Source organism: Enterobacter sichuanensis, from assembly GCF_009036245.1.
Lineage (GTDB): Bacteria > Pseudomonadota > Gammaproteobacteria > Enterobacterales > Enterobacteriaceae > Enterobacter > Enterobacter sichuanensis.
In genome coordinates this window covers 607,226-629,651 of the sequence record NZ_CP027986.1, presented here as the reverse complement: position 1 = coordinate 629,651, position 22,426 = coordinate 607,226, and the positions used below count along the sequence as shown (strand labels likewise).

At 53.5% G+C, this 22,426-nt stretch carries 25 protein-coding genes and 3 tRNA genes; 17 read left to right on the top strand and 11 right to left on the bottom strand.

Annotated features, from left to right (window positions below):
* Nucleotides 1–86 precede the first annotated feature (86 nt).
* From C1N69_RS03025 to C1N69_RS03000, 6 genes are all read right to left on the bottom strand, one after another.
* Entirely contained in the window at nucleotides 87–248 is a 162-nt protein-coding gene (locus tag C1N69_RS03025) for a DUF1328 domain-containing protein (protein ID WP_003856556.1), read from the bottom strand.
* A gap of 127 nt (nucleotides 249–375) precedes the next feature.
* The gene (gene osmY, locus C1N69_RS03020; protein WP_047957708.1) at nucleotides 376–993 is read right to left on the bottom strand and encodes a molecular chaperone OsmY; all 618 of its coding nucleotides are present in this window, start codon (nucleotides 991–993) and stop codon (nucleotides 376–378) included.
* A gap of 299 nt (nucleotides 994–1,292) precedes the next feature.
* Nucleotides 1,293–2,882, bottom strand: coding sequence for a peptide chain release factor 3 (gene prfC / locus C1N69_RS03015; protein WP_045284844.1), 1,590 nt, complete (start codon nucleotides 2,880–2,882; stop codon nucleotides 1,293–1,295).
* 91 nt (nucleotides 2,883–2,973) lie between these two features.
* Entirely contained in the window at nucleotides 2,974–3,651 is a 678-nt protein-coding gene (gene yjjG, locus C1N69_RS03010; protein WP_155030671.1) for a pyrimidine 5'-nucleotidase, read from the bottom strand.
* 19 nt (nucleotides 3,652–3,670) lie between these two features.
* Nucleotides 3,671–4,114: a ribosomal protein S18-alanine N-acetyltransferase gene (rimI, locus tag C1N69_RS03005; protein WP_025757481.1), complete on the bottom strand. Its 444-nt coding sequence runs from the start codon at nucleotides 4,112–4,114 to the stop codon at nucleotides 3,671–3,673.
* Nucleotides 4,083–4,496 carry a DNA polymerase III subunit psi gene (locus C1N69_RS03000; protein ID WP_025757479.1) on the bottom strand — a complete coding sequence of 138 codons (414 nt, stop codon included), beginning with the start codon at nucleotides 4,494–4,496 and terminating at the stop codon, nucleotides 4,083–4,085. Before C1N69_RS03000 ends, rimI begins: the two co-directional genes overlap by 32 nt.
* A 102-nt stretch (nucleotides 4,497–4,598) precedes the next feature.
* Between C1N69_RS03000 and rsmC the strand changes: the two genes are divergently transcribed.
* The 4 genes from rsmC (at nucleotide 4,599) to C1N69_RS02980 (ending at nucleotide 6,120) form a co-directional block, all read left to right on the top strand.
* The gene (gene rsmC, locus C1N69_RS02995) at nucleotides 4,599–5,627 is read left to right on the top strand and encodes a 16S rRNA (guanine(1207)-N(2))-methyltransferase RsmC (protein ID WP_059386286.1); all 1,029 of its coding nucleotides are present in this window, start codon (nucleotides 4,599–4,601) and stop codon (nucleotides 5,625–5,627) included.
* Nucleotides 5,628–5,799: 172 nt separating this feature from the next.
* Nucleotides 5,800–5,886: transfer RNA gene (locus C1N69_RS02990), tRNA-Leu, on the top strand.
* Nucleotides 5,887–5,914: 28 nt separating this feature from the next.
* Nucleotides 5,915–6,001: transfer RNA gene (locus C1N69_RS02985), tRNA-Leu, on the top strand.
* A gap of 32 nt (nucleotides 6,002–6,033) precedes the next feature.
* Nucleotides 6,034–6,120, top strand: a tRNA-Leu gene (locus C1N69_RS02980).
* Nucleotides 6,121–6,158: 38 nt separating this feature from the next.
* On the opposite strand, the gene C1N69_RS02975 is transcribed toward C1N69_RS02980, so the two are convergent.
* On the bottom strand, nucleotides 6,159–6,428 hold the full coding sequence (locus C1N69_RS02975) for a DUF1435 domain-containing protein (RefSeq protein WP_179958050.1): 270 nt from the start codon (nucleotides 6,426–6,428) through the stop codon (nucleotides 6,159–6,161).
* A gap of 215 nt (nucleotides 6,429–6,643) precedes the next feature.
* Between C1N69_RS02975 and C1N69_RS02970 the strand changes: the two genes are divergently transcribed.
* Together C1N69_RS02970 and fhuF are read left to right on the top strand one after the other, a co-directional pair.
* Nucleotides 6,644–7,708, top strand: a complete 1,065-nt coding sequence (locus C1N69_RS02970; RefSeq protein WP_155030669.1) for a GGDEF domain-containing protein — start codon at nucleotides 6,644–6,646, stop codon at nucleotides 7,706–7,708.
* A gap of 95 nt (nucleotides 7,709–7,803) precedes the next feature.
* Nucleotides 7,804–8,592, top strand: a complete 789-nt coding sequence (gene fhuF, locus C1N69_RS02965) for a siderophore-iron reductase FhuF (protein ID WP_155030668.1) — start codon at nucleotides 7,804–7,806, stop codon at nucleotides 8,590–8,592.
* Nucleotides 8,593–8,687: 95 nt separating this feature from the next.
* On the opposite strand, the gene C1N69_RS02960 is transcribed toward fhuF, so the two are convergent.
* Nucleotides 8,688–10,034 (bottom strand): PTS sugar transporter subunit IIC, encoded by a 1,347-nt coding sequence (locus C1N69_RS02960; RefSeq protein WP_155030667.1) that lies wholly within the window; start codon nucleotides 10,032–10,034, stop codon nucleotides 8,688–8,690.
* 328 nt (nucleotides 10,035–10,362) lie between these two features.
* Between C1N69_RS02960 and C1N69_RS02955 the strand changes: the two genes are divergently transcribed.
* Nucleotides 10,363–10,821, top strand: coding sequence for a YbaK/EbsC family protein (locus C1N69_RS02955; protein WP_025757470.1), 459 nt, complete (start codon nucleotides 10,363–10,365; stop codon nucleotides 10,819–10,821).
* A gap of 38 nt (nucleotides 10,822–10,859) precedes the next feature.
* On the opposite strand, the gene bglJ is transcribed toward C1N69_RS02955, so the two are convergent.
* Complete coding sequence (bglJ, locus tag C1N69_RS02950; RefSeq protein ID WP_047957703.1) at nucleotides 10,860–11,495, bottom strand: DNA-binding transcriptional activator BglJ; 636 nt, start codon at nucleotides 11,493–11,495, stop codon at nucleotides 10,860–10,862.
* Nucleotides 11,492–12,229, bottom strand: a complete 738-nt coding sequence (locus C1N69_RS02945; protein WP_155030666.1) for a helix-turn-helix transcriptional regulator — start codon at nucleotides 12,227–12,229, stop codon at nucleotides 11,492–11,494. Before C1N69_RS02945 ends, bglJ begins: the two co-directional genes overlap by 4 nt.
* A gap of 413 nt (nucleotides 12,230–12,642) precedes the next feature.
* Between C1N69_RS02945 and C1N69_RS02940 the strand changes: the two genes are divergently transcribed.
* The 10 genes from C1N69_RS02940 (at nucleotide 12,643) to C1N69_RS02895 (ending at nucleotide 20,664) form a co-directional block, all read left to right on the top strand.
* Nucleotides 12,643–13,419, top strand: coding sequence for a threonine/serine exporter family protein (locus C1N69_RS02940; protein WP_025757466.1), 777 nt, complete (start codon nucleotides 12,643–12,645; stop codon nucleotides 13,417–13,419).
* The gene (locus C1N69_RS02935) at nucleotides 13,410–13,883 is read left to right on the top strand and encodes a threonine/serine exporter (RefSeq protein ID WP_045286457.1); all 474 of its coding nucleotides are present in this window, start codon (nucleotides 13,410–13,412) and stop codon (nucleotides 13,881–13,883) included. The genes C1N69_RS02940 and C1N69_RS02935 overlap by 10 nt, the downstream gene beginning before the upstream one ends.
* 67 nt (nucleotides 13,884–13,950) lie before the next feature.
* Complete coding sequence (locus C1N69_RS02930) at nucleotides 13,951–14,583, top strand: TetR/AcrR family transcriptional regulator (protein WP_155030665.1); 633 nt, start codon at nucleotides 13,951–13,953, stop codon at nucleotides 14,581–14,583.
* Between the two features lie 41 nt (nucleotides 14,584–14,624).
* A complete protein-coding gene (locus C1N69_RS02925) occupies nucleotides 14,625–15,077 on the top strand; it encodes a MarR family winged helix-turn-helix transcriptional regulator (RefSeq protein ID WP_045286455.1) in 453 nt (150 codons plus the stop codon).
* An 84-nt stretch (nucleotides 15,078–15,161) separates the two neighbouring features.
* On the top strand, nucleotides 15,162–15,590 hold the full coding sequence (locus tag C1N69_RS02920; protein ID WP_095451969.1) for an organic hydroperoxide resistance protein: 429 nt from the start codon (nucleotides 15,162–15,164) through the stop codon (nucleotides 15,588–15,590).
* Between the two features lie 150 nt (nucleotides 15,591–15,740).
* Nucleotides 15,741–16,286 carry a primosomal protein DnaT gene (gene dnaT, locus C1N69_RS02915; protein ID WP_025757460.1) on the top strand — a complete coding sequence of 182 codons (546 nt, stop codon included), beginning with the start codon at nucleotides 15,741–15,743 and terminating at the stop codon, nucleotides 16,284–16,286.
* Nucleotides 16,283–17,020, top strand: coding sequence for a replicative helicase loader DnaC (gene dnaC, locus C1N69_RS02910; protein WP_014168503.1), 738 nt, complete (start codon nucleotides 16,283–16,285; stop codon nucleotides 17,018–17,020). Before dnaT ends, dnaC begins: the two co-directional genes overlap by 4 nt.
* 84 nt (nucleotides 17,021–17,104) lie before the next feature.
* Nucleotides 17,105–17,587 carry a YjjA family protein gene (locus C1N69_RS02905; protein ID WP_155030664.1) on the top strand — a complete coding sequence of 161 codons (483 nt, stop codon included), beginning with the start codon at nucleotides 17,105–17,107 and terminating at the stop codon, nucleotides 17,585–17,587.
* 270 nt (nucleotides 17,588–17,857) lie between these two features.
* Nucleotides 17,858–20,149, top strand: a complete 2,292-nt coding sequence (gene opgB, locus C1N69_RS02900; protein WP_155030663.1) for a phosphatidylglycerol--membrane-oligosaccharide glycerophosphotransferase — start codon at nucleotides 17,858–17,860, stop codon at nucleotides 20,147–20,149.
* Nucleotides 20,149–20,664 (top strand): GNAT family N-acetyltransferase, encoded by a 516-nt coding sequence (locus C1N69_RS02895; protein WP_155030662.1) that lies wholly within the window; start codon nucleotides 20,149–20,151, stop codon nucleotides 20,662–20,664. The genes opgB and C1N69_RS02895 overlap by 1 nt, the downstream gene beginning before the upstream one ends.
* 76 nt (nucleotides 20,665–20,740) lie before the next feature.
* Here the strand turns inward: C1N69_RS02895 and tsr are convergent, their stop codons facing one another.
* Nucleotides 20,741–22,405, bottom strand: a complete 1,665-nt coding sequence (gene tsr / locus C1N69_RS02890; RefSeq protein ID WP_025757452.1) for a methyl-accepting chemotaxis protein — start codon at nucleotides 22,403–22,405, stop codon at nucleotides 20,741–20,743.
* Nucleotides 22,406–22,426: the final 21 nt, after the last annotated feature.

Below are 22,426 nucleotides of genomic sequence, written 5' to 3'. Positions count from 1 at the left end.
ACAGTAACGCACCCGGCCGGCAACGCAAATAAGAAAAAGCCAGTCGCAGAGACTGGCTTTTCTTTGTTGACAGAATATTGCGTTTGCTACGGACGTCGACGTCCCGTAAACAGGCTGACCAGGAACAGAATAATACCGACAACGAAGACAATTTTAGCTGCCCATGCTGCAGTACCTGCCAGACCACCAAAGCCCAATGCGGCGGCAATTAACGCGATAACCAGAAATATAATGCCCCAACGAAACATAAGCTTCTCCTTTACCATAGTTAATGTCGGCCGCTAAACGTGAGCGCTCAGGTCGCTCACCGGCGTTTTTCCAGAGTCGTTCTTATTTCGCCCCCCGGATTTAGCCAGACGGGCGAATGGTCCAGATTTACTTCGCTTTCAGATCGTTTTTAACGCTTTTCACACCATCAATGGCTTTCGCAATAGACTCGGCGCGTTCAATTTGCGCCTGAGAATCAACCGTACCGGAAAGCTGTACCACACCATCGGTGGTTTCCACTTTCACCTTACGGGACGGCACGATGTCATCTGCTAAAAGTTTAGCTTTGATTTCGCTGGTGGTGGCAGCATCACCGGCATAACCTTTCACCGACGCGTTTTTGCTGTCACGAACGTGCAGTTTATCGCTAACGGAGGCGACACCTTCGACGCCCTTAGCCACTTTCACCGCCTGTTCCGCCTGAGCCTGGCTTTCGACAAAGCCGCTCAGCGTGACCACTTTCTTGTCGGTCTTAACGGAAATATCGGTGCTCTTGATGGCTTCGTCATCCACCAGTGCGGCTTTCACTTTTGCTGTGATTGAGCTGTCATCCATGAAATTGCCGACTTTATTCATAGAGCTATCGATTTTTTGCCCTGCGGTATCCGCCGTGGACTGTGCTTTATCCATGGTGCTGCTTTCCGCCAGCGCGGAGCCGCTAGCCAGAACGCTACCCAGTGTTACAGCCAGCAGAGTTTTAGAAATCTTCAGTCTTGTCATATTCATCGATCTATTCCTGTGTTTACCCGTTATTCGGGCTACATACTTCCTTAGTAGTTATATATATTACGAATAAACACGCAGACGAAATGGATAACCTAAAGTCATGCATTGAACAGTTAATTTATCCATGCCCGGTGCTAAACACTGAGTTAAATATAGATCACTCTCACAGAGCCGCTTTCAGATTCGGGTAAAAAACGTGCAAAAAGCGCGAAAATGCAGTGAATTAAGAACATTCCGCAAGGGATTAATAAGACAGGAATTAAAGAAGAGCACGGCGGCTGCCGTGCTCTGAGAGGGGATTAGTGTTCGCGCGTTTTGCGGAACTGAACGTCAGGATAACGTTCCTGAGTCAGGTTGAGGTTCACCATAGTTGGGGCGATATAGGTCAGGTTATCACCGCCATCCAGCGCCAGCTGAACTTCATTCTTACGCTTAAATTCTTCGAATTTCTTCACGTCAGAACACTCAACCCAGCGCGCGGTCGCCACGTTCACTGATTCATAAATCGCTTCCACGTTGTACTCGCTCTTCAGACGCGCAACAACCACGTCGAACTGCAGCACACCCACGGCCCCTACGATCAGATCGTTGTTGGCGATTGGGCGGAACACCTGCACCGCACCCTCTTCGGAGAGCTGAACCAGGCCTTTCAGCAGCTGTTTCTGTTTCAGCGGATCCTTCAGACGAATACGACGGAACAGTTCCGGGGCGAAGTTCGGAATACCGGTGAACTTCATCATTTCGCCCTGGGTGAAGGTATCGCCGATCTGAATCGTGCCATGGTTGTGCAGCCCGATAATGTCGCCCGGATACGCCTCTTCCACGTGCGAACGGTCGCCCGCCATAAAGGTCAGCGCGTCGGAGATCACCACATCTTTACCGATACGCACCTGGCGCAGCTTCATACCCTTTTCATATTTACCGGACACCACGCGCATAAAGGCCACGCGGTCGCGGTGTTTCGGGTCCATGTTGGCCTGAATTTTGAAAACAAAGCCGGTGAATTTCTCTTCTTTCGCTTCCACTTCACGGGTATCGGTTTTGCGTGGCATCGGCTGCGGCGCCCACTCCACCAGACCATCGAGCATGTGGTCAACGCCAAAGTTACCCAACGCAGTACCGAAGAAGACCGGGGTGATTTCACCGCTCAGGAACAGATCTTTATCGAATTCGTGAGACGCGCCCTTCACCAGCTCCAACTCGTCACGCAGCTGCGCGGCCAGCTCTTCACCAACAGCCGCGTCCAGATCGGGGTTGTCCAGACCTTTCACGATGCGCACTTCCTGAATGGTGTGGCCTTTACCGGTCTGGTACAGGTAAGTTTCGTCTTTGTAGAGGTGATACACCCCTTTGAACAGCTTACCGCAGCCAATGGGCCAGGTGATTGGCGCACAGGCGATTTTCAGCTCGTTTTCCACTTCATCCATCAGTTCCATCGGGTCACGGATGTCACGGTCGAGTTTGTTCATGAAGGTGAGGATCGGCGTATCGCGCAGACGGGTCACTTCCATCAGCTTACGTGTCCTGTCTTCTACCCCTTTCGCGGCGTCGATGACCATCAGACAGCAGTCCACCGCTGTCAGGGTACGGTAAGTATCTTCAGAGAAGTCTTCGTGGCCCGGGGTATCCAGCAGGTTCACCAGGCAGTCATGATACGGGAACTGCATCACGGAGGTGGTAATCGAAATACCACGCTGCTTTTCCATCTCCATCCAGTCAGATTTTGCATGCTGGCTGGAGCCACGGCCTTTAACGGTACCCGCAGTCTGGATAGCCTGTCCGAACAGTAACACCTTCTCGGTGATGGTCGTTTTACCGGCATCCGGGTGTGAGATAATGGCAAAAGTGCGGCGCTTGGCCACCTCTTGCAGATAAGGAGACAACGTCATAATCAAATCTTCTTATATAAGCGCGGCAGCACGCCACGCATCATGGAATACAAAATTGCGGCTATTTTACCCATCAACAGGGGGCAGGCAATCATTGTTTACACAGGAGTTGCTCCAGTTCGTTCAACGACGTCACGGTCCAGGTCGGCTCGATGCCTTCAGGCTTCACGCGGCCATGCGCGTTAAGCCAGACGGTCGACAGACCGGCATTCATGCCGCCCAGAATATCTGACTCTGCGGTGTCACCCACCATCAGGACGCGATCGCGGTCAGGGTTGCCGGCCTGCGCCAGCGCATAATCGAAAATACGCGGATCCGGTTTCGGCACGCCGACCTCTTCCGAGATCACCAGCGCGTCGAAATGATCGCGCAGGCCGGTACGCTCAAGGCGGATCTGCTGCAGGGCGGTAAAACCGTTGGTGATGATCCCCAGTTTTACTTTGCCTTTTAGTGCATTCAACAACGACACGGCCCCCGGCAGCGGCGCACAGATATCGGCCATGGCGTTCAGGAAGGCCTCGTTCAGCGTTCCCGGACTGACATTTAAGCGTTCCGCCCAGACGTCAAAGCGCTGATGCTGAAGCTGTAACGCGGTGATGGCACCGTTCTGGTAATCCACCCACAGCGGTTTGTTGACCGCCTGATAGTCCTGAAAATCCTCAGCGGTGAAGGTCACGCTATAGTCGAGAAACATCCGCTGTAGACCCCCGAACGAATCGAACGTAAACAGCGTTTCGTCGGCGTCAAAGAAAATCCAGTCCCAATTCATCGTTACAACCTTATTTTCGTTATCCAATCGGCAGAGCCATAATAATGGCGTCTTCACGTCCCTCTGCGGTGGGGTAGTAGTTACGGCGGATTGTCGCCTCGTTAAAGCCTAAGCTTTCATAGAGCGCGATGGCGGCGACATTCGACGCGCGCACCTCCAGCCACAGGGTGAAAACGTCACGGGTTTCAAGCTCACGGATGAGGTGCGTAAGCAGTTCTCTTCCCAGCCCACGGCGCTGAAACGCAGGATCAACCGCGATATTAAACAGCGTCGCCTCATCCAGAACAACCTGCGTAATCGCGAAGGCGGCCATGGTGCCGTCAACGTCCAGGCGGTAGTTGAGATACCGTTCGCCCTGATTACTGGCGAAGGTTTTTTCGCTCCACGGAAACGCATGGGCGCGTGTTTCAATCGCAAACGCTGTGGTCAGGTCAGGCGTCGTGAGGGAAGAAATCGTGTTCATATTCGCAGATTTGTTGCCATAGCGCGCTTCGCGCTTTTGGGTTGGCTTTCAGTTCGTCCAGCGCTGGCGTGCAGATCTGGCTTCCCTGGAGCGGGATCGCATTTGCCTCTCCAATACGCCAGCTGTTACAGCGGCTGTCAGGAGGCAGCATAGCGACCCGCTCTGGCGTCAGCTGTAAAACCTGGTCGGCCGTCAGCTTCAGGCTGCGAAGGACATCACCGATCAGGGGTTCATTCAGGGCAGGCAGTTCTTCCGCCACCATCACCAGGCGAACGTGCGCCGGGATGGAGATGGCGATTTCGCCCTGCAACGCCGTCGGGCGACGCAAAGCCCACTGGGTGATGCCCAGCTGCTGCAACTGCCAGTCTCGTCGGGATGTCATAGGGAAAACTCCTGTCTCTCAGGCGCGCAAATATAGCAAATGTGTCGAAACTGCGCCATCTACCTACTATAATCCCCGCCTGAGTTTATTGAGGAACAATTCATGTCTGCATTTACCCCGGCAAGTGAAGTCTTGCTGCGTCACAGTGATGATTTCGAAGAAAGCCGTATTCTGTTTGCCGGAGATATGCAGGATGACCTGCCTGCGCGTTTCGACTGTGCTGAAAGCCGTGCCCATACCCAATATTACCATCACTGGCAGGTGCTGAGCCGCCAGATGGGCGAGCGCGCGCGCTTTAGCCTGGTGGCAGAGCAGAACGATATCGCCGACTGCGATACGCTGATCTACTACTGGCCGAAGAACAAACCGGAAGCCCAGTTCCAGCTGATGAACCTGCTCTCCCTGCTGCCGGTCGGCTGCGATATTTTCGTCGTCGGTGAGAACCGCAGCGGCGTGAGAAGCGCAGAGCAGATGCTGGAAGAGTATGCCCCGCTGAATAAAGTCGACAGCGCCCGCCGCTGTGGCCTGTACCATGGCCGTCTGGAAAAACAGGCAACATTTGATGCCGCGACATTCTGGGACGAATACACGCTTGACGGTTTGACCATTAAAACCCTGCCGGGCGTGTTCAGCCGTGACGCCCTGGATGCGGGCAGCAAGCTGCTGCTTTCCACCCTCACGCCGCATACCAAAGGCAAAGTGCTGGATGTCGGCTGCGGTGCGGGCGTGCTGGCAACCGTGCTCGCCAGCCATTCTCCTAAAGTCCGTTTAACCCTGTGTGACGTCAGCGCACCGGCGGTAGAGGCCAGCCGCGCAACGCTTGCCGCTAACGGTATTGAAGGCGACGTGATTGCCAGTAACGTCTTTTCTGATGTCACCGGTCGTTTTGATATGATCATCTCTAACCCACCGTTCCACGACGGCATGGAGACCAGCCTCGAAGCCGCGCAAACGCTAATCCGTGGTGCAGTGCGCCATCTGAACAGCGGCGGTGAATTGCGCATCGTCGCGAACGCCTTCCTGGCATACCCGAAAGTGCTGGATGAAACCTTCGGCTTCCACGAAGTCATCGCCCAGACGGGACGTTTTAAAGTCTACCGCACCGTGATGACCCGTCAGGCCAAAAAGTAATCACCGCCCCTCCAGGCCGGATAAGCGAATGCGCCATCCGGCCATACACGACGCGCCTATCGGCCATTTTTGCATCAATCAAGGCATCACGCGCACTTTTCTGTTGACGTAAAGCTGAAAACATCTAGAATGCGCCTCCGTGGTTACGATACTTTTACAGTATCGATGGTATGCGAAGGTGGCGGAATTGGTAGACGCGCTAGCTTCAGGTGTTAGTGTCCTTACGGATGTGGGGGTTCGAGTCCCCCCCCTCGCACCATAAATCACAATGATATTGCTCGCACTGGGCGAAGGTGGCGGAATTGGTAGACGCGCTAGCTTCAGGTGTTAGTGTCCTTACGGATGTGGGGGTTCGAGTCCCCCCCCTCGCACCAACGAGGCGATATCAAACCAGTAAGATGACTGTGCGAAGGTGGCGGAATTGGTAGACGCGCTAGCTTCAGGTGTTAGTGTCCTTACGGATGTGGGGGTTCGAGTCCCCCCCCTCGCACCAATTATCTTACACCCCTTCTGAGTGTTCTCTTCTCCCTGTTATTTCAGACTCATCAGTATCACCAGCATTGCACTGACCAGTGCGACACAGGATGGCAGTAACAGAAAGTGGCGCAGTTGCTTGTGCCAAATCATGGCTGACGTGACTAATAGTGCTGCCACGATAATGGCTTTCCAGACAGCAAGGGAGAGATCGGCAAACATCAACCCGCCGAGAACGGCTCCCGGTAGCAATACCCCCCAACCACTTCCCAGCGCCCTGTGCAACATGGTTCCGCCTCTTACAACGATAATGATAACCAATATCATATGACAAAGATTATCATTTGTCAGCTGAATGAATTAAAAACCACCGACCTTTACCTTTCCCGTAATGACAGGAATTGCCTAAGGTGATAAATTGCGCACCTGTTAACAACATCTAAAGATTTTCTGATAATTACTCTTTGAGTTTTTTGCATATTTTATTGCGAAACAACACCTACTTATTTGTTTTAATTAAATTTTAATAAAAACACACGACTATGACATCACAATCCTGGCGGTCTTTGGTTCACAGAAAATATCAATTATCGTTACGTTTATTTTTATTTCTGAACGCAACCTCTGCAGTGTTCTCGGTAACAAATCCGCTCAATTCGGTACGCGTGTTATCTGCCCCCCTGATTGCTATTTTCTCTATCAGTACCGGTCTGTTCGTCTGGCACTGGAGAAAGAGAGCGCGGAAGATAAATATTCCTGTCGTTTCAGCGATCTTCGGTATTTTGTGGGCCTGGCAAATTGCCTCCAAATTCTCCTTAATTACCCACGACCAAACGACCTATTTGTTAATCGCCCTGTTAACCGTGCTTTTTATCGGGACGCTGGCATTCGCCAGTAATATCAAAGCATTTACCCTGCACTCACTGCCCGCGTTTATTGTCTGCCTGTGGCTAAGTGAACACGATATATGGCTGAGAATGTCCTACTCTTTCGCACTTCCTGTCGTGGCAATTGCCATTCATAACATTTTGCAACGACGTAACGATCGTTTCGCGCAGGAGTTGCTCTCTCGCTTGCTGGAAGAACGAGAGACCCTGACCGACCTGAGCATGATGGATCCTCTTACCGGACTCTATAATCGTCGCGGTCTGCAAAGCCGTCTGGAAAACCTGCCGACGGTAGAAAATGGCGAGCACTTTGTCCTGCTGATGGATATCGATCACTTCAAAGCCTATAACGACCACTATGGTCATATGATGGGCGACCAGGCACTGAAACGTGTCTCTGCCGCCATCCGCGATGCCGTGCGTTCTCGCGATATTGTGGCACGTTTTGGTGGGGAAGAATTTATGGTGCTGCTGACCAATATATCCCTTGAGCATGCCCGCCAGACAGCAGAGCGGATCCGTCAGAAAGTTTACGATTTGAAAATCCCGCATTTGTTTAACGAAAGCGTCGCGACAAATGTCACCATCAGCATTGGTATCGCCATTTTCGAGAATGACGATGTAGAAGGCGCGCTGGAAAAAGCGGATAAAGCGCTCTACGAAGCCAAGCATATGGGGCGCAACAATATTCTGTTGAGTGAAGAGTTGCAGACGGCGTAAACACGACAGCAACATCACCAGGACAAAAGTCTTGCCATTGGTATGAGCAATAGTTAGGATTGGCAATCATTATCATTTAGATTTCTATCCAACCTATGGCCACGCATACCGCACATATTGTCGAGCCCCTCCTCTGGCGAGCCCCCCTCACCAGCGGGAATGTTTCGCTTGCGGATGCCATACGGGAGAAGATTGCCAAAACGCGCGCCCACCTGCTGGATTTTATCCGGTTTGATGAAGCACACCCGCATCACGCCATGACGCTCGCTGAGTGGCGTCAACCGGCAAAACTGCAATCGCTGCTGGCCACCTATTCCGACCATATTTATCGCAATCAGCCTGCCATGACGCGGGAAAATAAGCCCCTGCTCTCTCTCTGGGCGCAATGGTATATCGGACTGATGGTGCCTCCGCTCATGCTGGCGTTGTTAACCCAGAAGAGTATGCTGGAACTCTCACCTGAGCATTTCCACGTCGAGTTTCACGAAACCGGACGCGCGGCCTGTTTCTGGATTGATCTTCACGAAGACCAGAGCGCAGAGCGACTGACTGCCCGGGAACGTATGGAACTGTTGATCACACGGGCGCTGATCCCGGTCGTGGATGCGCTGGAAGCCACGGGAGAGATTAACGGGAAGCTTATCTGGAGCAATACCGGCTATTTAATCCACTGGTATCTCACGGAAATGAAGCCGCTGCTTGGTGAGGAGAGTGTTGATGCTCTGCGTCAGTCCTGTTTCTTTGCAAAACAGCTTTCCGACGGCCGAGACAACCCGTTATTCCGTACCGTTGTCCTTCGTGATGGGCTTCTGGTGCGCCGCACCTGCTGCCAGCGCTATCGCCTGCCGGACGTTAAGCAGTGCGGGGATTGCACGCTGAAGTAATCGGGCTCAGCCTGATGCCCTCACTCTAACCCTCTCCCGGTGGGAGAGGGAACAAACACTAAAAACGGCAACCTGCGTTGCCGTTTTGCTTTTACCTAGGCCACCTGCTGATTATCCTCCTCCGCGTTACGCTGCGCTTCTTCCGCTTCCTGCTCCAGCAGCTGTTTCTCGTAAACTTTGAAGAACGGGAAGTAGATGATTGCCGATACGCAGGCCAGAACCACAACCAGGATCGCCGCGCGGAAATCCCATCCCAGGGCCCACGCTGCGCCTATCGGCGCTGGTGCCGTCCAGGGTACCACAGAGATGACACGGCCAATCAGATCAAAGGTCATTGCCGCCCAGGCCAGCACAGCGTTGACCATCGGAGCCAGCAGGAAGGGAATAAAGAACACCGGGTTCATCACGATCGGCGTACCAAAAATGACCGGTTCGTTAATGTTAAAGAAACTGGGCACCACGCTTAAACGCCCGATAGAGCGTAAATGAGCGGAACGGCTGCGCAGATAGCAAATCACCAGCCCCATTGTGGCGCCCGACCCACCAATCACGATAAAGAACGTCCAGAACGCTTCCATGAAAATATGCGGCAGAGGCTGACCGGCGGCCAGCGCGGTCTGGTTTGCGCCAAGGTTAGTCAACCAGAACATCTGCAGCATCCCGGAGACGATAGCGGCACCGTGGATCCCGGCGAACCACAGCAGATGACCAATCAGCACGGCCAGCAGAATGGCAGGCAGCGAATCCGCAGCGGAAACCAGCGGTTTAAAGACCGACATAATCGCCTGCGGGATCAGCATGCCAAACTGTGACTGAATCACCAGACTGAGCGGATAGAGGGTCAATACCACCACCAGCACCGGGATCAACAGATCAAAAGAGTTTTTGATCATCGGTGGAACCTGGTCCGGAAGACGAATACCGATATTATACGCTTTAAGGAAACGCATCATCTCAACGCAGTAAATGGCCACCAGAATCGCCGTAAAAATCCCTGTTCCACCCAGGCTGTCGACGGGCAGCATGCCTTTGGTTTTCGGTGCCGCAACAAGCAGAAACGCCATCAGCGACAGCATGGCGCACATAAACGGATCCAGCTGATGTGATTTGACGTAGTGTTTACCCAGGTTGTAGGAAATGGCCGCACAAATATAGATGGACATAATACCCATCGTCATATCAAACGGCGTCAGGATCTGGCCTTCAAATTGCTTCGCCATATTCAGCCAGGCGCGTGCGAAGCCCCAGGTGGTATCCGGCGAAAATGGAGGGTAAGCGAACACTAATAAAAATGAACCCACAATCATAAATGGCATCGCGGAGATGAACCCATCGCGGATAGCCATAACATGACGCTGGGAAGAGATCCGCCCGGCAATCGGGCTGACGTAATTTTCAACGAAACGGAATATCAGGTTAAACGCAGCATGGTTGGCAGACATGGCAGATCTCCTGTCAGGCGTTTATTACAGGCGCATTCGCGCCGTACGTTGTTCCATAAATTAGCTTCACAACCTTGCTGGCTTGTGTACCCGCGGTACTACTCAGACGAAATGGTTTCATAATTTGCTCTTATTATTGGATACAGGGGACGTTACGTACTCAGTATTAATCTACGCACCACGCTCTGCAACCGGTTACTGTAACCGGTTTCCGTGATTGTGAAGGGGATCCAGAATTTTGCCGTCCGGGATCTTTGTTACTTAAGAGATATTTACAGAGCATAATTTCTTATGACAGATTACGCAGGATATTTGTCAGGAGGAAACAATGAGTTTGCAGTCTGTACAGCAGTTTTTTGCCGACAACGCGCCGGATATAGACATCATCGAGCTTAGCCAGAGTACTGCTACCGTTGCGTTGGCTGCTGCCGCCCATCGTGTTGAGCCTGGACAGATCGCCAAAACCCTGTCACTGAAGGTGAAGAATGAAGTGATTCTGGTGGTGGCGAAAGGCGATGCGCGTCTGGATAACAAAAAACTGAAAGACACCTTTGGTGCGAAAGCGCGCATGCTCAGCAGTGATGAAGTGGTTACCATTACCGGTCATCCGGTTGGCGGTGTGTGCCCGTTCGGACTGGAAAATCCACTCGCGGTCTACTGCGATGTCTCTTTAAAGCAGTATGCTGAAGTGCTGCCAGCCGCAGGCGCCATCCACAGTGCTGTGCGTATTTCACCTGACAGAATGGCAGAGCTGACTTCCGCAAAATGGGTTGATGTCTGCATCTGACCGAAGCGCCAGAGCCCATCTGGCGCGTATAAGACGGATTATAAAAATGTGGCCTTGCTGAGGGCCAAACTTTGCGGATCCCTTGCCGGAAGATGGGTAAGAATATCCGCCGCATCGAGTAGCCCTACGTCAGAATTGACCCCCAGCTTCACCATCGCATTAAACTTGTGCGCCCGGATGGTCTTAATATTGCGTTCAAGCTCAGCCGCGATTTCAGGAATGGAATAACCGCAAGACATGTAACGCAGAATGGCCCTTTCCGTTGGGCTTAACATCCTGTTTTGACTGTGGTACCAGTGATTGAGCATATTGTCATTGATGCGCAGCGTTTCATTCAACAACACCACGAATTCATTTTGCAACTGCTCAAGCGTCATTGACTTACTGACCACGCCGTGAAGACGTGACGGCGAAAGATGGCTAATTAACCGAGCCTCTGTCACATCAGAGACCAGGATAATGCGCTGGATATGGCTATGCGTGAACGCGAGGTCCCGCAGATGTGCCAGGCAGTTACGCCGTTCCTCTCGCGCATCGGAAAGTGAATAGATGAGCGAGAAAAAATTGACCTGATGAAGCGCCTTCTTAAAACTGTCAAATTCACTGAACAGGTGCAGCTGATAATGGTTCAGCGTGGACAGAGTAAAAAGATTCTGTAGCCCAATAGCACTCATCGTGCAATTTTCGATGACGGCGATATGTCTTGGTGAATCGGTTTTTTCCATTCCTCGAACTCTCCATAGGCTGACATTAAACTCAGCTCTCTCATTCCCTGCGTACTGTTGATCCAGGCGTACATATCGGCATTACTTCGTAAGGAGAGCCGTCGCATCGCACTGTTTTTTTGGGCGCTAATCGTTTTATTGCTCTTTTTGAGCAACGTGGCGATTTGGTTAATACCCCATCCCTTACCTAACAGCCGTAATACCTTGCGTTCGGAGTGGGTGAGCGCGATAAATGACTCGTCTTCCTCTTCCACTTCCTGAGGTTCCGGGGTTAATAACGTCTGGCTTATCCGCTCCGCCCGCTCGCGACCAGCCCGAATAGCCGCCACCACGCCTTCAATCGGCTCCATTTCAGAAAGCAACGTGCTTTCTGGCCGCATCAGTAGCTCAACGGCAACAGGATAAAGCGGGCGCGAAACTAAAAAGATCCAGTGAATTTCCCGATATTGATTCAATAACGCGTAATACTCTTCGAGCGTGCCCCGAGGATTCCTGTATTCACCTGAAATATCGGCAATAATGACATCTGCGCGGCGTAGCTGAAGCAGGGTTAACTCCTGCAGTGAGCGGCAATACGTCAATTCAACATCAGGGAAATGGCGTGACATCACGCCCCCTAACCCGTTTTGCATGACGGGTATCCGGCTAATAACCACGCCATGCTTACCATGCAATGACAACATAGACCCTCCGTGTCCATTTTTCATAGAATGTGTAACGTCAAAACACATCGCTCTATCACTATTTTCGTCCCTGAGTATAAAACCGATTAATACAAGCAGAAGATGAGATATGTTTTTTAGTTTAGGAAATGCCTAAAACAACGGTAATATCTCACAAAGCGCAAATAAATTTAATTCCGAACCCATTAAAATAATGACAATATAAAATTAGAATAACTTAATACAAATAATTTATATCTCTATATAAAGAATTCACTGCATTAATAGATTAATCCCCTACCCTTCTGCGATACGGGTTGCCACTGTTTGCATAAACCTTGATCTGACCCACAGCAAGAGACACTGCACTTTGTGCTAAAAGTAATCATCGTGAGCTAAACGGCAACTCTCCATCATCATCTTCGGGACAATACATGCAGGCAGATCGGTCAACGCAGCGTGCTATCACGCGGCTCTGTATAAAGTGCGGTCTTTTTTTGCTCCAGCACGGCGCGGAAAGCGCGCTGGTTGAGGAGCTTTCAACACGGCTGGGGCTGGCTTTGGGTATGGACAGCGTTGAAAGCGCCATCTCATCCAACGCCATTGTGCTGACCACCATCAAAGACGGTCAGTGCCTGACCTCTACCCGCAAAAATCATGACCGTGGCATTAACATGCACGTCGTGACCGAAGTGCAACATATCGTCATTCTTGCTGAACATAAGCTTCTCGATCTCAATGAGATAGAAAAAAGGTTCAACCAGATTAAGCCATTACGTTATCCGCGCTGGCTGGTCGTATTGATGGTGGGGCTCTCGTGCGCCTGCTTTTGTAAGCTCAATAAAGGCGGCTGGGATGGGGCGATCGTCACCTTTTTTGCCAGCAGTATCGCCATGTATGTTCGCCAGCTGCTGACACACCGGCAGCTACACCCGCAAATTAACTTCTGCATTACCGCATTTGTCGCCACCACGGTGTCTGGCCTGCTCCTGCGTCTGCCGCAATTTGCCAGCACCCCGACGATCGCCATGGCCGCCAGTGTCCTTCTGCTGGTACCGGGCTTCCCGTTGATTAACGCCGTCGCCGACATGTTTAAAGGGCATATCAATACTGGCCTGGCACGCTGGGCGATCGCCAGTCTGCTGACCCTGGCGACCTGCATCGGCGTGGTCATGGCCATGACACTCTGGGGGTTACGCGGATGGGCGTGATAGATTTTCTGCTGGCGCTGGCTGAGGATATGGCCCTGGCCGCCATTCCTGCCGTCGGCTTTGCGATGGTATTTAACGTTCCGCAACGCGCTCTGCCATGGTGTGCACTGCTGGGCGCCATCGGTCATGGATCGCGCATGGTGATGATGACGGCAGGTTTTAACATCGAATGGTCGACCTTTATGGCCTCTATGCTGGTCGGCAGCATCGGTATCCAGTGGTCGCGCTGGTATCTGGCGCATCCGAAAGTCTTCACCGTCGCCGCCGTGATCCCGATGTTCCCCGGTATTTCGGCCTATACGGCGATGATTTCGGCGGTGAAAATCAGCCATTTTGGCTACACCGAACCGCAGATGATCCTTCTTCTCAGCAACTTTCTTAAGGCCTCATCCATTGTCGGCGCGCTCTCTATCGGATTGTCGATCCCCGGACTCTGGCTCTACCGTAAACGCCCACGCGTTTGATATTTGTGTTATCCCGCTGCCATGGAGATAATCTTTCTGGTCCGTTTGGTGAACATAAGGAAAGGATGTGGCTAACCCTGGCAGCGAACTCCCTGAAGAATCCAGCCTGAAAGAGAAAATTTTTCAGAGCGCTATCGCGCTTTTTGCCGAATATGGGTTGAACGGCGCCCGTATGGAGCAGATCGCAGAGAAAGCAGGCACCACCAAGCGGATGGTGGTTTACCATTTTAAGAACAAAGAAAACCTGTATCTCCTCGTACTGGAATATGTTTACACCCAGATCCGCGCCAGTGAAAAAGCGCTTAGCCTCGCAGACATGTCACCGGTCGAAGCGCTGGTCGAACTGGTGGAAGCCACCTTTGACTACCACGCCGACCACCCGGATTACATCCGGATTATCTGCATGGAAAACATGCAGCGTGGCCGCTTTATGCAGCAGTCAAGTTACCTTCGCCAGGTCAACCGTAGCGCGCTCGATCTGCTGGAAGGGATCCTGTGCCGGGGGAAAGAAAAACAGTTGTTCAGCCAGACGGTTGACGCGCGCGATCTGCATCGTCTGATCAGCAGTTTCAGCTTTCATTACGTTGCCAACAGCTACACCTTTACGCTGCTGTTTGAAGAGGGCGCAGATGAAGAGGCGCAGCGCCAGCACTACCGTAAAATGGCCGTTCAGGTGGCCCTGCGTTATACCTGCCCATAAAATTGCTTGCAATTAAATCGTACACTACCTATATTTATCTCATGAACGCGAAAACACACGACGCAACCGCTGCGCTCAGGCTGGATAACCAGCTCTGCTTTGCCCTTTATTCGGCAAATCTGGCGCTAAATAAGCTGTACCGGCAACTGCTGGCACCGCTGAACCTGACCTACCCGCAATACCTGGTCATGCTGGTGCTGTGGGAGCAGGATGACATCACAGTGTCGGACATCGGTGAACGGCTGTTTCTGGATTCTGCCACCCTAACGCCGCTGTTAAAACGTCTGGAAAGCGCCGGGCTGATAAACCGTCAGCGCTCGCGCCAGGATGAACGTCAGGTCGCCGTTACCCTGAGTGACGCGGGACGTGAACTTCAGCAGCAGGCAGCGGGTATCCCCCATGCGGTGGGATGCGCAGCGCAGTGTGATACCGACACCCTGCTGTCGCTCAAGCAGCAGCTGGAGCTTTTGCGACAACATATTCAGCGCGCGTAAGGCTATACTTTACGCGTCTTTATTTAACCATATATATCGCACGCTATTTAATAGCACACATTAAAGCAAGATGAGGAACCTGCCATGTCTTTAGAAAAAGTTGTTTATACCGCCAAAGCAAAAGCAACCGGTGGCCGTGACGGCCGCGCGACCTCTTCCGATGGTGTACTGGATGTCAAACTGGGTGTGCCAAAAGAGATGGGCGGCATGGGCGGAAACGTCACCAACCCTGAGCAGCTGTTTGCGGCGGGCTACTCCGCCTGCTTCCTGGGTGCGATGAAGTTCGTGGCCGCGCGCGACAAATTCACCCTGCCAAAAGACGCCTTTATTGAAGGTGAAGTAGGTATTGGTCCGCTACCAACCGGCTTTGGTATTGAAGCAAAGCTGAACATCCATGTTGAAGGTATGGATCCGGCGGAAGCCAAAAAACTGGTGGATGCCGCGCACATTGTATGCCCGTACTCTAACGCGACCCGCGGCAACATCGACGTGACCCTGAATATCATCGCGTGATAAATGCCTGATGGCGCTGCGCTTATCAGTCCTGCCACTGTAGCCCCGGTAAGCGCAGCGCCGCCGGGGAAATCCCCCTCCATTCCCTCATCCTCTCTGTGCTACCATAAGCCCATATCACGCCCGAAGTCATTCAGTAGAGAAAGCGTTATGTCCTCCAGAATCCTGACCACCAGCATTGCTGGTATTGATGCCTTTATGCGCGACCCACGCGGTGTGTTGACCCACGCCGAAGGTGGCACGGTTGCGGTTTTTGCCGACAACGCTCCGGCGTTTTACGCAATCACACCGGAACGTCTGGCACAGCTCCTGGAAACTGAAGCGCAATTGTCACGCCCGGCGAGTGATATCACGCTGGATAACCAGTTCTTCGATGAGCCGGTTAACGCGCCCGTGACCGTTCCGATGGGAAAATTTGCCCTCTACGCGGGCTGGCAACCGGATGCAGATTTTCAGCGCCAGGCCGCGCTGTGGGGCATTGCGTTAACCCAGCCGGCTACCGCTGAAGAGCTCGCCGCATTTACCGCCTGGTGGCAGGCGGAAGGTAAAGTCTTCACCCATATTCAGTGGCAGCAAAAGCTCGCGCGTCACCTGCAAATTACCCGCGCCAGTAACAATGGCCAGCCAAAACGCGATATCAACGCGTTTTCCGAACCGGATAAACAGATCCCGAGTGGATTCCGAGGTGCGAAATGAAGAATGTCGGCGACCTGATGAAACGACTGCAAAAAATGATGCCTGCCAACGTAAAGCCCGCTTTCACGACGGGGGAAGAGCTGCTGGCGTGGCAAAAAGAGCAGGGCAAGATCCGCGCCGCGGCCCTCGCCCGCGAAAACCGGGCGATGAAAATGCAGCGCACCTTCAACCGTTCCGGTATTCGTCCCCTGCACCAGAATTGCTCGTTTGATAACTATAAAATCGAGACCAACGGGCAGATGAACGCGCTCGCCGCCGCACGTCAGTATGTTGATGAATTCGACGGCAATATTGCCAGCTTCATCTTCAGCGGTAAGCCGGGCACCGGTAAAAACCATCTGGCCGCCGCCATTTGCAACGAACTGCTTCTGCGCGGGAAGTCGGTCCTTATCATCACCGTGGCCGATATCATGTCTGCGATGAAAGACACCTTCAGCAACCGGGAAACCAGCGAAGAGCAACTGCTTAACGATCTGAGTAATGTGGATTTGCTGGTCATCGATGAGATCGGGGTTCAGACCGAATCCCGTTATGAAAAGGTGATCATCAACCAGATTGTCGATCGCCGCTCCTCCTCCAAGCGCCCCACCGGCATGTTGACGAACCACAATATCGATGAGATGACCCGCTTGCTGGGGGAACGCGTCATGGACCGCATGAAGCTGGGTAACAGCCTGTATGTCATCTTCGACTGGGAAAGTTACCGCAGCCGCGTCACCGGCAAAGAGTATTAAGACAGTTCCAGGAATCGCCGACAGGGCGCAGGTATATACTGGAACCCCTTCCGGCCCAAAACGGACCTTTTTGAGAAAGCCAATATGAAAAAACAGATTGTTATCAGCACCTTTTTAGGCGCGCTGCTGGTTACCGGCGCAGCGCAGGCAGCGTCCTGGCAGGAGTCGTTGTCAAGCGCCGCAAACCAGTTGACCAAAGAGAGCGGCAGCTCTCAGGGCGGCCTCTCCGCCTCTTCCCTCACCAGCCTGCTGGGTAACAGCGCCCAGAGCCTGAGCGCGGGCACGATGAACAACGCGGCGGGGATTCTGGAATATTGCGCGAAGCAAAAACTGGCCTCCGTGACTGACGCGCAAAACGTGAAAAACCAGGTGCTGGGTAAACTGGGTCTGGATACCCAGGAGCAGAAAGCGGATACCAACTATATGGACGGTATTCAGGGTCTGCTTAACGCGCAAAACGGCCAGCAGCTTAACCTGAGCACTCTTGGCAACTCGTCTCTGGCAAAAGAGGTGAAAACCAAAGCCTGCGATCTGGTGCTGAAACAAGGCGTTAATTTCATCTCCTGATCGCCCCCATTTTCTGCCACAACACGCCGCGTTTAATGCGATAGTCTTGCAACGCGGCGCTAAACGAGCATTTTCCCCACCAGCCACCGTCAGAGCGTCCGTTTGTCAGGATGCGACACCCTTCATAAAAACGATTTTCTAAACCAAATCCTAACAACAGCACACTTTCGTGACACTAAAATTGCAGCTAAACGACATCGCAATTACAGTGTATGACCTAAAAAATAAACAGTTAGCCAGCGAAGCACCTGGCGTCATGAGGATAGGCTGTTGTCAGAATTAATGTCCCTTGCCCTTTTTCTGGCTTCTGTCGGCGTCTATGCCTGGAAAGCCGGCCGTAACACCTGGTGGTTTATCGCCACGCTGGTGGTGCTTGGCATTTTTATTATTTTAAACATTACTTTATACGCCAGCGATTACTTTACCGGTGACGGCATTAACGACGCGGTGCTCTACACGCTGACGAACAGCCTGACCGGCGCAGGCGTAGGTAAGTACATACTTCCGGGGCTGGGCCTCGTCGTCGCGCTGGTGACGATTTTTGGCGCGCTTGCCTGGGTCTTGCGTCGACGTCGCCATCATCCGCACCACCATGGTTACAGCCTGCTGGCGTTAGTCCTGGCGCTGGCCTCCGTCGACGCCAGCCCGGCGTTCCATCAGATCACCGAGCTGGTGAAATCCCAGTCGCGCGACGGCGACCCGGATTTTGTGGCCTACTACAAAGAACCGTCGAAAACGATCGCCAACCCGAAACTCAATCTGGTCTATATCTACGGTGAAAGCCTGGAGCGCACCTACTTTGATAACGACGCCTTCCCGAACCTGACGCCAGACCTGGGCGCACTGAAAAACGAAGGCCTCGATTTCAGCCACACCATGCAGTTACCCGGTACGGATTACACCATCGCCGGGATGGTCGCCTCCCAGTGCGGTATTCCGCTGTTCGCCCCTTTTGAAGGGAACGCCTCAGCCTCAATGTCGACGTTCTTCCCCCAGAATATTTGCCTCGGCGACATCCTGAAAAACTCCGGCTACGAAAACTATTTTATGCAGGGGGCAAACCTGCGCTTCGCCGGAAAAGATGTGTTCCTGAAATCCCACGGTTTTGACCACCTGTACGGCTCGGAAGAGTTAAAAACGACGGTGGCCGATCCGGGCTACCGTAACGACTGGGGCTTCTATGACGATACCGTGCTGGACGAAACCTGGAAGAAATTCGAGGAACTCTCCCGCGCGGGCAAACGCTTCTCGCTCTTTGCGCTCACGGTGGATACGCATCATCCGGATGGGTTCGTCTCACGCACCTGTAAGCGCAAACGCTATGATGTCGATGGCAAAAACAACACCTCCTTCAGCGCCGTGACCTGTAGCCAGGAGCACATCGCCGCGCTGGTCGAGAAGATCAAAGCCTCGCCCTGGTTTAAAAACACCGTCATCGTCGTCTCGTCTGACCATCTGGCGATGAAAAACAGCGCCTGGGATCAGCTCAACAAGCAGGATCGCAGCAATCTGTTCTTTGTCCTGCGCGGCGACCAGCCGCGGCAGGAGGTGATCGCCACCAAACGCAACTCCATGGATAACGGGGCGACCGTGCTGGACATTCTGGGCGGAGATAACTTTATTGGCCTTGGCCGCAGCACGCTGTCGGGGCAATCCCTGTCGGAAGTGTTCCTCAACATGAAGGAGAAAATCCTCGCCTGGAAGCCAGACATCATCCGCCTGTGGAACTTCCCGAAAGAGATGAAAGATTTCACCATCGATCGCGATAAAAACACCATTGCCTTCTCGGGCAGCAACTTCCGCCTGCCGCTGCTGTTACGCGTGTCGGAGAGTCGCGTCGAGCCGCTGCCGGAAAGCGAATATTCCGCGCCGCTGCGTTATCAGCTCGCCGATTTTGCCCCGCGCGATAACTTTGTCTGGGTCGACAGATGCTACAAAATGGGCCAGCTCTGGTCCCAGCCGCTGGCGCTCTCTACCGACTGGTGCGTCTCTCAGGGCCAGCTCGGCGGGGAGCAAACCGTTCAGCATGTGGATAAAGCGGTATGGAAAGGCAAAACCGCTTTCAAAGACGCGGTGATTGATACCGCGCGCTATCAGCGCAACGTCGACATGCTGAAAATCGTCGATAACGACATTCGCTACAAGGCGGACAGCTTTATCTTTAACGTGGCCGGTGCGCCGGAAGAGGTGAAACAGTTTAGCGGCATCTCCCGTCCGGAGTCCTGGGGGCGCTGGTCGAACGCGCAGCTGGGCAACGAGGTGAAAATTGAGTACACCCATCCTCTGCCGGAACAATTTGATCTGGTGATCACGGCCCGAGCGTACGGCCCCAACGCCAACAAGCCCGTGCCGGTCCGCGTGGGCGATAGCGAGCAGACGCTGACGCTTGGAAACGACGTGACCACACACACGCTGCATTTTGACAATCCCTCACGCAGCAATACCCTGGTGATTGTTCCACCTGACCCGCAGTCGACGAATGAGGGGAATATTCTTGGACACTCACCGCGTGAGATTGGGATTGGCATGGTAGAGATCAAAATTGTGAGAACCGCAGGCTGATGGCCGACCTTCACATTACCGTTCGTCCCACACGTTCCGGCGATGTGGCCGCCCTGTCCGCTATTGAACGCGCGGCGGCCGGACGATTTCGTGACATCCCGGAATTCGCCTGGCTTGCTGACGGCGAGGTCATTACCGCTGAGCAACACCTCGACTATGCCGAACGCGGGTTCAGCTGGCTGGCGCTGGCGAACGGCCGCCCCGTGGGGTTTATCCTTACCGAAGCGCACGCGTCGTCGCTGTTTATTGTGGAGATTTCGGTTGATCGGGCCTGGCAGGGAAAAGGGATAGGTCGACAACTCATCGCCTGTGCGGCTGACCATGCCCGCAAAATGGGGCTGACAGCGTTGACGTTGACGACATTTCGCGAGGTGCCATGGAATGCGCCGTTCTATGCGCGGCTGGGGTTTGAATACGTCACTGAACTCACGCCTGAGCTGCGTCAGAAGAGGGAAGAAGAGGCAGCGCACGGTCTGGCGTATGACGCTCGCTGCGCCATGCGCCTGCCTCTGTAATATCGCCCACCGGGCCTAAAAAACCTGAACCGTAGGCCGGGTAAGGCGAAGCCGCCACCCGGCACCACACACGGCGTTAGAAGGTTTCCCAGTTATCACCGGCATCGGCAGTCGCGGTTTTACGCGTCATCACCGGCGCGGACACCGTTTTTGCGGATGCAAACTCGCGCGCTTTCATCTGCTCCTGCTGAATGCGGAACACCGCCACAGCCTGCGTCAGGCGGCTCGCCTGCTCTTCCAGCGCGGCCGCAGCCGCGGCAGACTCTTCTACCAGCGAGGCGTTCTGCTGGGTCACACGATCCATCTCCGCCACCGCCAGACCCACCTGGTCGATACCGCGGCTCTGTTCGTCAGACGCAGAGGCGATCTCCCCCATGATGTCCGTTACGCGGGTGACCGCATTCACGATCTCACCCATGGTTTCACCGGCACTTTCCACCAGGGTTGAGCCCACTTCCACGCGGCCCACGGAGTCTTCGATCAGGCTCTTGATCTCACGTGCCGCCTGGGCGCTGCGCTGTGCCAGGTTACGCACTTCACCTGCCACCACCGCAAAACCACGACCCTGCTCGCCCGCACGCGCCGCTTCAACCGCCGCGTTCAGTGCCAGAATGTTGGTCTGGAAAGCAATACCGTCGATCACGCTGATAATGTCGGCAATTTTCTGCGAACTGCCCGCGATATCGCGCATGGTTTGCACCACGTTATCCACCACTTTACCGCCTTTCTGCGCGGTTTCAGAGGCGCTCAGCGCAAGATGGCTCGCCTGACGGGCGTTCTCGGCGTTCTGCTTAACGGTCGCCGTCAGCTGTTCCATACTGGCAGCGGTCTCTTCCAGGGAAGCCGCCTGCTGTTCAGTACGGGAGGAGAGGTCGTTATTGCCCATCGCGATTTCGCTCGCGCCGCTGTAGATAGCATTCGCGCCGTTACGCACGTCACCAACGGTCCGCACCAGCTCACTCTGCATATGACGCAGCGAGTCGGCCAGTTCACCCATCTCGTTAGCGCCTTGCACCTCAATGCGCTTCACCAGGTCGCCGCTGGCGATATGGCGAATGTTGTCGATCAGACGCGTCAGCGGGGAGATCAGCGCCTGCTTGATACCCAGCCAGACGGCCACGATCACCACCAGCACGGCAATCAGCACGCTTACCAGCACCCAGATAGCCTGGCTGAAGGAGCTGTTGCTGTCTTCAACCGCAATCTGGTACAGCTTGTCGTTCTGTTGCAGGTAGCTCACATACTGCTTCTCAAAACCGTCCTGGTAGCTCTGGGTCGGTTGATCGAAGAAGGCGTTGATTTTGCCTGCACCCAGCAGTTGAATCAGCTCCGCCAGCGCACCGTGGTAAATGTCATAGTTACGTTTGATCTCCATCGCTTCAGCGTCGTTTTGACGCGGATCGCGCGGCAGGGCTTCGTAGGCAGCCCAGTTTTTTTCCGCCTGTTTCAGAGACGCAGATGCAATTTGCATCAAATCGTTAACGGTCGCGCCGCTGCCGATATTGCTCTGATCCATCATATAGCGGATACCCGCACGGTTCAGGGTATTACGGGTTTGCAGCAACGCTACCCAGCTGGCGTTCAGCGTGGACTGTTGCTGACGAATGGTTTGCAGAACAGTGAAATTCTCTTTGTCATGCTTAAGGGCATTGAAGAAAAGACCACCGGATGTGAGTTGTAAAAGGCCAAATATCGCTAAAACCAGCATTAAACTGGTGACAATCTTGATACGGTTTAACATGTTTTCTCTTTCCTCAGACAG

Excerpts from the sequence above, each read along its gene's own strand:
- C1N69_RS03025 (WP_003856556.1), bottom strand. The coding sequence starts at position 248 with ATGTTTCGTTGGGGCATTATATTTCTGGTTATCGCGTTAATTGCCGCC.
- osmY (WP_047957708.1), bottom strand. The coding sequence starts at position 993 with ATGAATATGACAAGACTGAAGATTTCTAAAACTCTGCTGGCTGTAACA.
- prfC (WP_045284844.1), bottom strand. The coding sequence starts at position 2,882 with ATGACGTTGTCTCCTTATCTGCAAGAGGTGGCCAAGCGCCGCACTTTT.
- yjjG (WP_155030671.1), bottom strand. The coding sequence starts at position 3,651 with ATGAATTGGGACTGGATTTTCTTTGACGCCGACGAAACGCTGTTTACG.
- rimI (WP_025757481.1), bottom strand. The coding sequence starts at position 4,114 with ATGAACACGATTTCTTCCCTCACGACGCCTGACCTGACCACAGCGTTT.
- C1N69_RS03000 (WP_025757479.1), bottom strand. The coding sequence starts at position 4,496 with ATGACATCCCGACGAGACTGGCAGTTGCAGCAGCTGGGCATCACCCAG.
- rsmC (WP_059386286.1), top strand. The coding sequence starts at position 4,599 with ATGTCTGCATTTACCCCGGCAAGTGAAGTCTTGCTGCGTCACAGTGAT.
- C1N69_RS02975 (WP_179958050.1), bottom strand. The coding sequence starts at position 6,428 with ATGATATTGGTTATCATTATCGTTGTAAGAGGCGGAACCATGTTGCAC.
- C1N69_RS02970 (WP_155030669.1), top strand. The coding sequence starts at position 6,644 with ATGACATCACAATCCTGGCGGTCTTTGGTTCACAGAAAATATCAATTA.
- fhuF (WP_155030668.1), top strand. The coding sequence starts at position 7,804 with ATGGCCACGCATACCGCACATATTGTCGAGCCCCTCCTCTGGCGAGCC.
- C1N69_RS02960 (WP_155030667.1), bottom strand. The coding sequence starts at position 10,034 with ATGTCTGCCAACCATGCTGCGTTTAACCTGATATTCCGTTTCGTTGAA.
- C1N69_RS02955 (WP_025757470.1), top strand. The coding sequence starts at position 10,363 with ATGAGTTTGCAGTCTGTACAGCAGTTTTTTGCCGACAACGCGCCGGAT.
- bglJ (WP_047957703.1), bottom strand. The coding sequence starts at position 11,495 with ATGAGTGCTATTGGGCTACAGAATCTTTTTACTCTGTCCACGCTGAAC.
- C1N69_RS02945 (WP_155030666.1), bottom strand. The coding sequence starts at position 12,229 with ATGTTGTCATTGCATGGTAAGCATGGCGTGGTTATTAGCCGGATACCC.
- C1N69_RS02940 (WP_025757466.1), top strand. The coding sequence starts at position 12,643 with ATGCAGGCAGATCGGTCAACGCAGCGTGCTATCACGCGGCTCTGTATA.
- C1N69_RS02935 (WP_045286457.1), top strand. The coding sequence starts at position 13,410 with ATGGGCGTGATAGATTTTCTGCTGGCGCTGGCTGAGGATATGGCCCTG.
- C1N69_RS02925 (WP_045286455.1), top strand. The coding sequence starts at position 14,625 with ATGAACGCGAAAACACACGACGCAACCGCTGCGCTCAGGCTGGATAAC.
- C1N69_RS02920 (WP_095451969.1), top strand. The coding sequence starts at position 15,162 with ATGTCTTTAGAAAAAGTTGTTTATACCGCCAAAGCAAAAGCAACCGGT.
- dnaT (WP_025757460.1), top strand. The coding sequence starts at position 15,741 with ATGTCCTCCAGAATCCTGACCACCAGCATTGCTGGTATTGATGCCTTT.
- dnaC (WP_014168503.1), top strand. The coding sequence starts at position 16,283 with ATGAAGAATGTCGGCGACCTGATGAAACGACTGCAAAAAATGATGCCT.
- C1N69_RS02905 (WP_155030664.1), top strand. The coding sequence starts at position 17,105 with ATGAAAAAACAGATTGTTATCAGCACCTTTTTAGGCGCGCTGCTGGTT.
- C1N69_RS02895 (WP_155030662.1), top strand. The coding sequence starts at position 20,149 with ATGGCCGACCTTCACATTACCGTTCGTCCCACACGTTCCGGCGATGTG.
- tsr (WP_025757452.1), bottom strand. The coding sequence starts at position 22,405 with ATGTTAAACCGTATCAAGATTGTCACCAGTTTAATGCTGGTTTTAGCG.